Below are 12,966 nucleotides of genomic sequence, written 5' to 3'. Positions count from 1 at the left end.
TTTTTTCTCTTGACCTTGTCCCATTTTCATTTTTTATACTCCCTGTGTATTACTATAATAAATACTGTAAATTAATTGTGTTTTACTTTCAGCGGTAAAAGGAGCCTTTCTATGATAAAAGTAAACCAAGACACTTCTATCTTAATACAAGATCCAGCTACGCTACCGCTCTCGCCCCTTTCGCTCAATGCACATAACATCACCTTCAGCATTTCTCAAATCTCTTCGCATATCTACAGAATTAATATCAATATCCCCAAAAATATTGTTCTGTTCCTCAAATCAATCACCATAGAATTGTTTAAAAATGACCACTTTGAAGGATTTGAAGCACAAACAGCACCACAAGAATACATAGAAGAAGTGTATAAAAATGAAATAGATTACAAGATCAAAAATTACCTACTCAAGCACATTGTCATCGATTTCATCTATCAAGAAATCTTGAAAAAAAAAATACGCCTTGTTAACTACCCGCGGCTTGCAGGAATAACAAGCAACCCAGACAAAGGAATAACCTATCTTTTTGACTATTCAACCTCTGACTTGATGGAACTTAAAGAATGGAGGCATTTTGCCTTCAAGTCGCCTAAACGGAAAAAATACAAGGACCTGGATAAACAAGTTATTTCCTTCATAGAGCAGCATTGCCCACCTGAGAAAAATTTTAAAAAGAACGTAACGGTCGAGGAAGGTGATTGGGCTTATTTTACGGCCATCTTGCTTAACAAAAATAGCCACTCGCTCAAGCCACCCCTGATGAGCTCGTTTTGGATTAAAATAAAAAACAATCACCTACAAGATCCATTTGCTACGCTCTTTATTGGCAAGAGAATGGGCGACAGCTTTATCTCTAATAAATTTGAGATAAATAAGTCGTTTAATGAGCTTGATACCAAGCGGTATAATTTCTACATAACGATCCAAAACCTTTCAAAAGGCAAATATTTCCTTATTGACACGTTCAAAACAACCTTCAAGCTTAAAAATATAGCGGAAATTCATAATAAATTGATGGAAGTATTTTCTTATAGAAATGACTTGTCACAGCGCAAAACAATTATAGAAGAGATCTTTCATCTCCTCCTTTCAAAGCACCGATTTGAAATACCAAAACACCTTGTTGTTCGTCGGGAAGAGGACCTTCTGCGAGCAATCTCTCAACAACCTGACTACCACGTTTATAAGGCTCAAAAGGACTTTTATGAACAGGTTTCTTTACTAGCTGAAAAACAATTGAAGGAAGAGATCATTATTGATCACATAGCCTACCACGACAACATAACCGTCTCAACCAAAGACGCTCAAAATTATCTCCATTTATTCAATCACAAACGCCTTAAAGAGTTTGTGTATTTCAAACCATACCTACAAAAAATAGAAGATCCAGATGCTCCGATCTCTTCACACATACTCAATCAAACGATAATACGGGAAAAAACACTTAACCACATCGTTCACGCCCTGACAAAATAAATGGCGCAAGCCACTTCAAGAGCAAATTTGGACTTGCGAAGAAGCCTTTCATGCGGTAAAATAGAGGATATTCCTGTATATTTAGTATTTGATATCGCATGCAATTTTGAACAAAAATTTCATTTAGGAGTTTTTTCATGTCAACGACGTACAAGCCAAGCGTAAGAAAACGCAAAAGAAAGCACGGCTTTTTGAGCCGCATGAGAACAAGACTTGGTCGCAAAATGATCAACCGCAGACGCGCAAAAAAACGAAGCCGTCTTTCAGCGTAACCTGCAGCGTAATCTATTTAGATGGTGAAATTTACAAACTGCTTTCGTTTTTCTGGCAAAGAGATCAAGCAAGCGTTTGATCGCGCCACTTTCCACCGCAAGCTTAGTGGAATAAAAATTTTGAAGGTTTGTATTTCACCATCCTCTTCGAGCCAGCACGGCAAAATACTCATTGTCGCTTCCAAGAGTTGTGGTAAGGCTCACCAACGCAATTTATTCAAGCGCCGGATAAAAGCAATTTATTATCAAAACAAACTATACCAAAACTCCACTCAGTGGATTTTGATAGCATCAGCGCATGCTTTAACGTTGTCATTTCCTGAACTTGAGCAAGCAATCCTTGCGCTTCTCACTGCTACGCAGGAGTAACGATGAAATTCATTTATCGCCTCATCTTTGCCATCATAGATTCACTCAGACCAATGCTGGGGGCACCATTTACGTGTATTTACTGGCAAGAATCATGCAGAGTTTATGCAAAAAGAATACTCCTTGAAAAACCCTGGTATATATCCCCCATATACATAGTCTTGAGAATTCTTAGTTGCAACCCAATGGGGGCTCTATTTTTATACTTCCGATCTAGAAGTCAAAATCATTAATATGCCCCAATCTCACACAGGCCTTAACAATGCTTCGTGCTTTCTGAGACATTCTGATAGCACCTTTAAACAGCTCACTTCGTGTAACAGGCATCTCATCAATAATCTGAAAAACACTTAGCCCAGAGCTATTTCTGTTTATCATAAACTGAACCTGCTCTGCACCTGTTCCACCAATACTCTCCAGCAAATGCGTAAACATTGCTAAATTATTTTTTAGCGCTGCAATTTGCAAAACATTATTTCCAGAGCCATCAAGCATCCAAAGGGCACTCAAATCTTTTGAAAGTATTTTTTTGACTAATTCAATGTCATAACCGTATCCAGCAAGCAAATGCAAGGGAGTATTACCAACCCCATTTTTAGCACATACATCAGCATTATTTTGAATCAACAAATCAAAGGTCCCCCCAAAATTGACATTCGTATTCCCAGCGTAGGAATCAAACGAAAACAGTGCCGCCAGATGTAAGGGGGTCATACCTTTCACTTCAACAATTGGCAACCCACCAACCAGTATCTGCTTGCCCAAGATTTCGTAACCGAAGTCTTCATTAATTGGTTGCATATTCTCGTCTACAAGCGGAATAACACTGTTAGCACCGCAAGCGGTTATATTATGCCTTAACGTCTCACGAACCCCAGCCACATCGCCAGTGGCAGCAAATACATGTATGTTCGGGTCATCTAAATCCATAACATATGACAATAACTTTGCTAAAAAAATTATTTCGTTGGTTTGCAGCAAAAATAGAATATTTGTTCTCGATTGCCTTGAAAAAAATATTGCATGTCTTGTTCTTTCGTCTTTGCTTGGATCATAAAACGTTAAAATGTCATACGGCGCAGAAAAACTGGTAGGCACCATAATAGAACGGGGTCTTGCCCCTCCTAACTTCCTAAGTTTCTTCACCACGGGTAAGGAACTACTAAAAAGATTGCCCCCACTCTTTTTCTGTTCAGCACCCCTTAACGAAAGGCTAACCCAAAAGACTGTAAACAATATTCGAGAGACTTTCATAATATTTTCCTGCATAAAGAACCGTTACTACTCATCCCACTTTTTACTAAAAAACGCATAAAGATTACAACAATATAAGATGTCAAAAAAGAATCAGTATGCCTACTTTGGTTCCTCCTTTGGCCCACATAACTTTCTATAATCTTGTGCGCCAGGTTCGCCATTAATAACATCATAAAATGGTTGATACTGATTTGCCGTTTTTTGATCTAGAAGCCTTAACGGAGCTAAGCTCTTTGCATTTTCTTGTAACATATAAGAATACAAAGAGCCCTTTTTAACCATTAGTTTTAAAAAATGAGAAAACATTATAACATTATTTTTTTCAATAGACAGGTGCAAAACATTATTTTTTTGTCCATCTAAAACACAAAGTATATTTTCATTCTCAGACAAAAATCTATCAACCAACTTTGTATTACACCCATACATAGCAAGTAGATGCAACGGCGTGTAGCCTGTCTCTTCCATTTTTGCCTCAATATTTGCCCCATAAGAAAACAGTAAATCAACGACTTCTAAAAAATTGGCATTATTCATCGCCCGCTCGTCAAATGAAAATAACGCTGCACTATGTAGAGGGGTCATACCGCGTATATTTTGGTAAATACCAGATTTATTTTTTAGCTTTCCAACACATTTGTTAACGCCAGAAGAACTCTTGTCACCCCGACTACTAAATACCTCCTGAGACATTTGCTTAATCCCATCAACATCTCCTGAACAAGCAAAAATATGCCAATTTGGATCGTCCAGATCAGCAATATACATCCATATGTTCAGCAAAAATAAACGCTCAGCAGGGTTTAAAAAAGAAATCTTACTCAACGATGATCCCCAAAATGCATTGGCTGCATCTTCGCTATATTCGGGCCGTTGACCATAATTATCACCAATATCGGTTTGTTTTGTTAAAGATCTTACAATTTTTCGAAACATATTGGGAGACCCGCTCCCTCGCCTCTGATCGGCAGCATTAACAAACGCGCCATTAAATAAGACACAGAAAAAAAACAATAAAATCATGTATCCCCCAACCCTATTTTATGACATAAAAAAAAGAGGTTCCCTGTACATGATTGTACAAAAGAACCTCTTCAAAACTCAAAACATGAGATTTTTTATGTTTGTAGCCTTCCCACACGAACACGAACCATGTCATCCACCTTGCAATATTTTGCAGCAACGTCATTCATGTCTTTCAGCTGCATACCCTGTACACGCTCGAGCACTTTGTCATAATAATCAAACCCAAGCTTGAGTGCGTCAAGATAGCACAAAGTTCGTGCAATGGCTCCATTGTCAGAGATCAGATCAAGCAGGTCTTTAATGTAAATTTGCTGGGCAGCCTTGAGCTCATCTTCTTTAACTCCACCTTGCCCGACGCCAACAAGCATCTCTCGCATTTTTTGTTCTGCTAGCTCAACCTTGTCCGGGCTCAACATTGAACCGATAACGTCATAGCCGTGCAATTGGCTTGCTCCTAGACACAGGCCTCCAAATGCCCAGTAAAACAGACCGGTTTGTTCGCGCAGTTCATACAAGCGAGAACCAAGCGAACGAAAACAGATAGTATTGAGCAGCTTAAGAGGAACAAAGTCTTGATCGTAGATGGTAAGTTGCGAAGGCTGGCCAAGCAGCAATACCACTTGATCTCGCAGCATTGGAATATCAAGCGTCTGTCCAGGATCAAAATCCGCTTTCATCTGATCCCACACCTTTGCCTCACCATTTTGCCAACTCTTGCTCACCTCTGTAATGACACCCTGCATGTGATCAAGATCAAAATCACCAACAATCGACAAAACCATGTTTGATGGAACAACGTATTGTTGATGCGTCATGCGCAAGTCATGTACACCAACTTTTTTGGTCAAATTAATAACTTCATCAAAATCCCAAGCAAACGGATGATTTTTATACACTAAACTCTTAAACGCCCTAACAGCACGAGCCTTAGGATAGTCTTTTGCACGCTCAAGCCCATCAACAGTGATTGTTTTTAATTTTTTAAGGGCTTCAAAACTAAATGCTGGCTGCGTCATCACATGCATGAACCGGTCAAACAATGGCTCAATATCATTAGCTAAACAAACAAATCGTGCACCCTGCTCATAAAATGAATACACCGCCCCATTTTGCTCAAAAAAGTCTGCTATTTCCTCTTTGCTATAATCAACGCTCCCTTCTGGCAGCATGTCCATCATGATCTCAACCAAGTAACCTTCCTTGGCATCGCTAAATAAATGACCATCGCGAAACTGCAGGCACACGCTGATCAGGGGAGATGTTGCTTTCTTGTGCAGCAACACCTTGAGGCCGTTGTCCAATACAAACTCACGGCTAGGCTTAGGAAAGGCAAACTCAAGCGGGCAAGGCTCTGGAAGCGTATGAACAAATTCAGCCTGCTCAAGTGGCGCAGTGCGTGTATGTTTTTTTACAATGTCTTTTTCAAGCTCTTCATCCTGCTTTTTTAAACTCAAGACAAGTTCTTTTTTCGACTCAGGAAGCGGTAGCACCTGTACCCGATTCATTAAAAAGGGATCTAGATGTTTGCTCACATACTCCTGAACGATCTGGTTAGTAACCTCAAAAAGCTTCCGTGGTCGTTTAAACACGGCCAGTTCATCTTTTGTTGCAAAATATGAATCAATCCATGCATTAATAAAACTCGACAAATTCTCCATTTTTTGAAAAAAGCGTCGGCCCCGCATTTTTGCAGCACGTGCAAGTTCTCGCTCATCAACCCCTTCTCTGGCAATCTTTTCAAGCATTTTTTGCACCGCCTGCATGCAAGCATCTGACTTACCTTCAACCGGTTCTGCCAGAATCAAAAAAATGCCAGCACGTGCAAACTTTAATGCCTTGACATAAACGCTTGTTGCTATTTTAAGTTCATCAACAAGCAGTTTGCTCAAAATACTGGCATTGCCGTCACCAAGCATTGCCTCAATAACTGATGCCACGACTTCTTGTTCATGACGACTTCCCGGAATAAGCCAGTACAAACCAAGCTGCTCCTTTTGTACATCCTCAAATAAACGAGTACTGTGCGTTGTCACCTCTTGCATAGGGAGTGGAAATTTCACGTCATTTTCAGAACTAGAATTCAAACCTTTAATTGATGAAAAATTCTGGCGGAACTCTTTTTCTATCTCATCAAGGTCTACATCTCCAGCAACAAACAACGTTGCACGGGACGGGCCATAGTGCTGTTCATAAAACTTTTTCAAATTTTGAGCATCCAGATCCAGCAAATCTTCTTTAAAGCCAATAACCGGCATGTGATACGGATGGTGCGGTGGAAAAATATTCTGACAGGCTGAGTAAAGCATTTTTCGTACGTAATCGTCTTTGCCCATCTTCAGCTCTTGAATAACTGCCTTAACCTCAGAAGCCAGGTGCTGCTGTTCAAAACGAGAGTTTTGCATACAGTCGGCAAGAATACCCACAAACGGCTTCCAATTGTTTTTGTTCGTCTCAAAGTAATAGCTTGTAACATCCATCGAGGTATAGGCATTAAAACTGGCACCATACTTTCGGGCAATGGAGTCAATATCTCCTTCTTTGAGCTTTTGCGTCCCTTTAAAAATCATGTGCTCAATTAAATGAGCAAGCCCTCGCTCTCCCGATTTTTCAACGTATGAACCGACATCATACGCAATCTGGACCAAGACTTTGGGAATGGATGGATTGGCAAATGCAAGAAGCGTCATACCATTGTCTAGTACGACTTTTTTAACTTTCTCTTTGGGAACTGGAAAATCTACTTTGAAACTTTGCAACGTGCTACCCTGCCTCTTTTTATAAACATAAAACCACGAACTAACAATAATCCCTACAAATACCAAGCAGATTACACTAAAAATCAAAATATTCATACGCTTCATAAGACTTTCTCTACCCAAAAATTTATTATAGATTTTCACAAGACAATTTTATTGTACATGTTATTTGTAAAAAATCACATGTACACAAAGTCACTGATGTCTACAAAAAAACAATTCTAATGTGCTAGACTCTCGCTAACAAAAACTATATAAATAAATTTGTAAAAGGAGACCCCATGCCTAGATGCCCTATAAAAAAGCTATTCATATTTTTCATGTTGCTGACAACAGTGTCAGCAAAGATGAAATACAACATAGAACTTGAAACCATCACCCCTGCCTCCACCAGAGTTTCAATGCATGAAGCTGTACAAAAAGCATTGGAAAACAGACCGAACTTACGCGCGCTACAACACGCCATTTTTGCAAGCAGAATGGCGGCGCGCAACGCAATGACAGGGTATTATCCGCAAATCAATTTGACTTCAGAATTTTCACAGGCAAACAACGAAAATGCACTCAGTAACACAACTACATTAGAACTGAATCAGCTTATCTATTCATTTTCTGGCCCGTTGCAACAACGCAGAAAGGCAAAAAAAGAAACCGATGTAACACGCCTACTTACCGAAGAAGAAAAAATAAACGTTAGACGTGATGTTGAAATAGCGTTTCTTTTCGTTTGGTTTCAAGAGAAAAGACATCAAGCAATTCAAGCTCTGTACACATCCAGCTCATCACAATTTAAACGCTCAAAACATCAAGATAAACTCGCCCTGATTGATAAAAAAGACTGGCTACAAGAAGTATCTCGTCACACACAAAACATTTCAAGCGTAGACACGTACCATGATGAGCTAGACATCATACGAGAACGGCTCGATTTTCTATCTGGTCATGCCCTTGATTTTTATAAACAAGGCCAATCTCACGACGAACAAGCAATTCAGCAACTTTACTGGAAACCATACCCTATCAAATTGCTGTCCCTCAACCACTACTATGATTGCGCCTGCAAACACCACCCAAGCATAAAAAAACAAACCAAGTTCATAGAAATAGAAAAAGAAAATCTAAAAATTGCCCAAGGCTCACGCTTGCCAAATTTTGGCTTTGTCGCAAACACCGGTTTTAACAAAGCACCTCTTTCCGCACTACAGAGCGGTATACCACTTCGCATTAACGGCTTTCATGCGTTCGGTTTTGGCACACAATGGACCATGTTTGACGGGCTATCTGCCCACTTTCGAGAGGAGCAAGCTCGAGCAAACAAACTTAAAGAAACACTCAACCGCCAACAAACTGTTGACTTGATCAAGCAACAAATACACGAAAAATTTATGGTACTAAAAACCGAACTCAGTAACGTACGAACACAATATACAAACTATATAAAAGAAAAAAATGACTTCTTGCTCAAGCGCCAAGAACATAAACTTGGCTTACTATCAGATACACAATACGACGCAGTGGTAACAACGTGGGAGAATGCACGCCTTGCATGGATAGACAGGCTAACACGAGCTGAAATAAGACATCGAGAACTATTGCACGCGTGCGGATATCCACCAGAGCTTGAAAATCCACACGCGCAAAAAGCTTAAAGCTGAGGAAGCGTGATACCGCGCTGTCCCATATACTTACCAGAACGGTCGGCATATGAAACCATGCACTCACTATCAGCTTGAAAGAAAATAACTTGGGCTATCCCCTCGTTTGCATAAATCTTTGCAGGCAACGGCGTCGTATTTGAAATTTCAATGGTGACGTGACCTTCCCACTCAGGCTCAAATGGCGTCACATTAACGATAATGCCACATCGAGCATATGTTGATTTGCCCAAACAAATTGTAAGCACATCACGTGGAATCTTGAAATACTCAACACTACGCGCAAGCGCAAATGAATTTGGTGGAACAACGCAAACATCTGTTTTTGTTTCCACAAATGAATCATCACGAAAATTTTTTGGGTCCACGATCGAATTATAGACATTGGTAAAAACTTTAAACTCGTCAGATACGCGAATGTCATAGCCATAGCTTGAAACACCGTAGCTGACAACTTTATTACCCTGCTGGTCAACAGTCCTCATCTGTCTTTCAACAAATGGATCAATCATCTTTTCATTTAATGCTTTTTCAATTATCCAACGATCCGACTTTATACTCATAAGGCTCCTAAGGTTTATATCATGTTTCAATAGCGCTCCTCAGCCTACCGCAAATTAAAAAAGAGCTCAACGTTGATACATAACAGACACAAATTCAGGATAATCGCAACGTTCAACTTCTTTCCAACTGTTCCATTCAACGGCCGGAAAAAAAACATCACCTTCATAAGCATGCTTGATGTAGCTGATATACAAACGGTCAACTCGCTCCAAAAACTGTGCATAGGTGTATGCACCACCGATAATAAAAATATCTTTGCCATATGTCTGTGCCACACTCAACGCTTGCTGAACAGACGAGCAAACACAAACACCTTCAAGTGAAGTATCCTCTGGTGCTAACACAATGTTGTGTCTGTTGGGCAATGGCCTGCCGATAGACTCAAAGGTACGTTTACCCATGATAACAGTTTGCCCCTGCGTAATTTTTTTAAAGTACTTAAGCTCATCGGGAATATGCCATGGCAAGGCATTGCCTCTACCAATGACACCGTCTTTTGTCATTGCAGTAATAATGGCAATCATACCGCTATCTCAAATTTTATTCGTGGATGACTTTGGTAATTAAGCGGTATGGAGTCTTGTGCAGACCAGTTAAAAATTGATGTAAATGGCTCGGTCATCAAACTTGGCAATTCATATGTTGATGGATCACGCTTGACCTGCTCTAAAGCACCCTGTACATGATTAGTGTAAATATGCACGTCGGCCAAAAAACCAATTAACTTTCCTTCTTTCAGGCCAGCCTCTTTTGCAAGCAAATGAAGTAACAACGCATAACTTGCAATGTTAAACGGCAGACCAAGCATGACATCAACCGAACGTTGATTCCACAATAAATTCAATGCTCCATCAATAACCGTGACTTGAAACGCGTAATGACACGGCGGCAACGCCATCTCTTTTAAAAATGGTGGATTCCAAGCACACACCAACATACGGCGATCATGTGGATTACTTTTTAGAGTATCCACAAGCTGCTTGAATTGATCATGCCCCTTGCCAGTGTAGTCAGCATCATATGAGCTATACTCGGCGCCAAAGTGCCGCCACTGAAACCCGTAAATTGGCCCAAGGTCCTGCTCATCAAACATACGTTGTTTTTCTTGCTCGCTATGTCCATAAGGTGCTTTTCGAGGATATGCCCACTCATCCCAAATATGGTTATTGCGATCCTGCAACCATTTTTTATCAGTGATCCCTTTGATAAAAAATTCAAGCTCGGTCGCAACCAACCTAAAGGGCACTTTTTTTGTCGTCAGTAATGGAAAACCATCAACCATAGCATGCTCAAACATCTGGCCTGCCACGGTCAACGCTTCAACCCCCGTTCTATTTTCTTTGCGCACACCATTATCAAGTACATGACGTACGATGTCCAAATATGCTTTCATGATTTTAATCCTACCTGAAATTTAGAGTAGTAACGCGGTTTACTATAGTCCGCGTCTTCGTTATAGTTATAACATTATAGTCTAAAAAAATTAATGCTACCCCTTGAAAGGAAACAAGCAATGAACAACCGCATCCAACAACTTTGTTCGGCTCTTTTGTGGTCAGGAGCAACTTATGTCAGTTCATGCATCAAAATAAGTACACTAGTAGGATCAAGCAAGTTTATGCTTTCTCCATTTGCATTCATCGTGCCACTCGTTGGTGGACTGTTCAGCCCAATCTCCTCGGTTGTCTGCTTTATTGCTAGCTGGGGCCTGCTGCATACGCTTGGTGCCAAACCATTGGTGACCATGGGCATTCCAACGTTGTTTGCAACACTCTCATTGGCACTCTCATCACGCACTAATCGTAGGGCACACCGCCTACTCAACGTTGCTCTGCATGTTTTAGTTCCTGCATTTTGCATGGGGATTTTTATCACACATGATGGTATACAAGGCTGGGCAATGCTGTACAGCGCCTACTGGCTGGTTCCAATAGCCCTGCACTCTTTTGCCAGACACTCATTGCTTGCGCGCATGCTGCAAAGCACCTTTTTAGCACATGCGATTGGTTCTATCATGTGGCTCTACACAGTTCCAATGACCAGCGAGCAATGGACAACACTTATACCCCTTGTCGCAGTTGAGCGACTCACGTTTGCGGTCATTGCCACAGGCGTGCTAGTCTTAATCAGGTTAGCCTCGCAGCAGCTAAGTTACTCGCTAAAAAAAGAAATCGTATAAATGTTTAGGCCGGGCTAGTCCTGGCCTTTTTTTTACTCGGGAAAGGAGAACTCGTATGAAAAAAATAACATACACATTGGTAACGCTAGTCCTCTTTCTTTTACCTGCCCTGCACTGCGCGGAGCAACAACCTTCTCCCCTACAAACGCTCTTTCAACAATATCAACTAGATCTACAAAAACCTCAAACAAAAATCTTTTATAGCTGGCTTACTAACGTTGTGAGCAAAAAAATACCTCAACCAATACACCATCAAGGCTGCAAAAAAGTTGGAGATTGCACATGTCTTTGTCAGCTTTACAGTGTTCTAGAAAGTTTGGAAAAAGAAAATTTCTGGACAGGCCAGCGCTCTGACCAGTTCTTCAATGCCTTGGTGGCAATGCTTGGCGGGCAGCCTCAAAATCAAATACTAGAAAACAAATCTGCCAAAACACTGTATGCGCAAATTCAACCATTGCTTGCTAAGATTTTTAACACCCAAAAATATCCAAACATGAATGGGCTGGAACTATGTTATGCCGCTGTTGAACCCTTTTTTTACGCTCTCTATCAGCTACGCGATCAGTCAAGTCAAGAATCTGCTAGTCAACAACTTTCACCAGCCTCACAGTTTTATTGTCTAAAAAAGTTTAAGCCTATCCAAACCGACGCAAAGCTCTCATTCTTACTTGATCCAATAATCAGCATAGCACGAAGCTATAACTGGCAAACAGATAAAACTGTAGAAATCATGCTCATGACAACCTCGCTGTTCAAAGAAATTTTGCTCTACAAATACTCTGCCAAAACCAGCGAAGAAGATGAACAAACCTTTTCACTCTACCAAGGCAAACCATCAGACAAAGCCTCGGAGATTGAAACACGATTACAAAAATATGAGCAGTGCATACAACATGAAGACATCAAAAATCAGCTCATGCCCCATTTTGAAACCATCAGACAAGCAAGTCTTTTAATACTACTCCCCTCGCAACACCAGTACATTGAAAAAACACTTTATGCGCTCGTCAAAGAGCACAGTCAATTTGATATTTTTAATTTTGGACCAGCTGATGACAACGAGCTCCTGATAGCAATAATTTTAAGTTATTATTGCCAACAAAGCCTCAGTCACAATGCAGGAGCCCCTGAAAAACAGATAGAAACAGCTATTGATCAGATTTGTAAGATACTCAAACTGAAAGACGGGAAAGCTAAAAAACATGCAGCCAAACTCTTGGCAAAACTCAAGGGTATCCCGCTCCAAAGCAACGATCAAAAATCACCCCAACCTTCTTTTATGCAGCAGTTAGATTTCTTGGGCTGGTTTGCATATCTTTACTCACAAAAAACACCCACAGAGCAAGCTCACCCAGAGCAATAGTCAGACAAAGCAATCTTAATAAAAGGCCATCTCAAATAGATGGCCTTTT

12 protein-coding genes are annotated in these 12,966 nt (G+C 40.5%); 6 read left to right on the top strand and 6 right to left on the bottom strand.

The features are described 5' to 3' along the window. Positions 1-111: 111 nt before the first annotated feature. The 3 genes from H6679_06000 to rnpA all read left to right on the top strand — a co-directional run bounded on the left by H6679_06000 (position 112) and on the right by rnpA (position 2,117). Positions 112-1,476, top strand: a complete 1,365-nt coding sequence (locus H6679_06000; GenBank protein ID MCB9493797.1) for a hypothetical protein — start codon at positions 112-114, stop codon at positions 1,474-1,476. 137 nt (positions 1,477-1,613) lie between these two features. After that, positions 1,614-1,748, top strand: a complete 135-nt coding sequence (gene rpmH / locus H6679_05995) for a 50S ribosomal protein L34 (protein ID MCB9493796.1) — start codon at positions 1,614-1,616, stop codon at positions 1,746-1,748. A gap of 21 nt (positions 1,749-1,769) precedes the next feature. After that, positions 1,770-2,117, top strand: coding sequence for a ribonuclease P protein component (gene rnpA, locus H6679_05990; GenBank protein ID MCB9493795.1), 348 nt, complete (start codon positions 1,770-1,772; stop codon positions 2,115-2,117). A gap of 213 nt (positions 2,118-2,330) precedes the next feature. Here the strand turns inward: rnpA and H6679_05985 are convergent, their stop codons facing one another. The 3 genes from H6679_05985 to H6679_05975 form a co-directional block, all read right to left on the bottom strand. Further along, on the bottom strand, positions 2,331-3,218 hold the full coding sequence (locus H6679_05985; GenBank protein MCB9493794.1) for an ankyrin repeat domain-containing protein: 888 nt from the start codon (positions 3,216-3,218) through the stop codon (positions 2,331-2,333). A 255-nt stretch (positions 3,219-3,473) separates the two neighbouring features. Next, a complete protein-coding gene (locus tag H6679_05980) occupies positions 3,474-4,310 on the bottom strand; it encodes an ankyrin repeat domain-containing protein (protein ID MCB9493793.1) in 837 nt (278 codons plus the stop codon). Positions 4,311-4,492: 182 nt separating this feature from the next. Next, positions 4,493-7,252, bottom strand: coding sequence for an insulinase family protein (locus H6679_05975; GenBank protein MCB9493792.1), 2,760 nt, complete (start codon positions 7,250-7,252; stop codon positions 4,493-4,495). A gap of 185 nt (positions 7,253-7,437) precedes the next feature. Between H6679_05975 and H6679_05970 the strand changes: the two genes are divergently transcribed. Further along, on the top strand, positions 7,438-8,805 hold the full coding sequence (locus H6679_05970; GenBank protein MCB9493791.1) for a TolC family protein: 1,368 nt from the start codon (positions 7,438-7,440) through the stop codon (positions 8,803-8,805). On the opposite strand, the gene H6679_05965 is transcribed toward H6679_05970, so the two are convergent. The 3 genes from H6679_05965 to thyA all read right to left on the bottom strand — a co-directional run bounded on the left by H6679_05965 (position 8,802) and on the right by thyA (position 10,768). Further along, positions 8,802-9,374: a dCTP deaminase gene (locus tag H6679_05965; protein ID MCB9493790.1), complete on the bottom strand. Its 573-nt coding sequence runs from the start codon at positions 9,372-9,374 to the stop codon at positions 8,802-8,804. The genes H6679_05970 and H6679_05965 overlap by 4 nt on opposite strands. Before the next feature lie 66 nt (positions 9,375-9,440). After that, positions 9,441-9,899, bottom strand: a complete 459-nt coding sequence (locus H6679_05960; GenBank protein ID MCB9493789.1) for a dihydrofolate reductase — start codon at positions 9,897-9,899, stop codon at positions 9,441-9,443. Then, the gene (gene thyA, locus H6679_05955; protein ID MCB9493788.1) at positions 9,896-10,768 is read right to left on the bottom strand and encodes a thymidylate synthase; all 873 of its coding nucleotides are present in this window, start codon (positions 10,766-10,768) and stop codon (positions 9,896-9,898) included. Before thyA ends, H6679_05960 begins: the two co-directional genes overlap by 4 nt. A 120-nt stretch (positions 10,769-10,888) precedes the next feature. Between thyA and H6679_05950 the strand changes: the two genes are divergently transcribed. Beyond that, positions 10,889-11,554, top strand: coding sequence for a hypothetical protein (locus H6679_05950; GenBank protein ID MCB9493787.1), 666 nt, complete (start codon positions 10,889-10,891; stop codon positions 11,552-11,554). A 55-nt stretch (positions 11,555-11,609) separates the two neighbouring features. Further along, complete coding sequence (locus H6679_05945; GenBank protein ID MCB9493786.1) at positions 11,610-12,917, top strand: hypothetical protein; 1,308 nt, start codon at positions 11,610-11,612, stop codon at positions 12,915-12,917. The last annotated feature ends 49 nt before the right edge of the window (positions 12,918-12,966 follow it).

It is taken from the genome of Campylobacterota bacterium, assembly GCA_020633995.1.
Lineage (GTDB): Bacteria > Babelota > Babeliae > Babelales > RVW-14 > JACKCO01.
The sequence above is the reverse complement of the archived record's forward strand: the minus strand, read 5'-3'. Positions and strand labels throughout refer to the sequence as shown.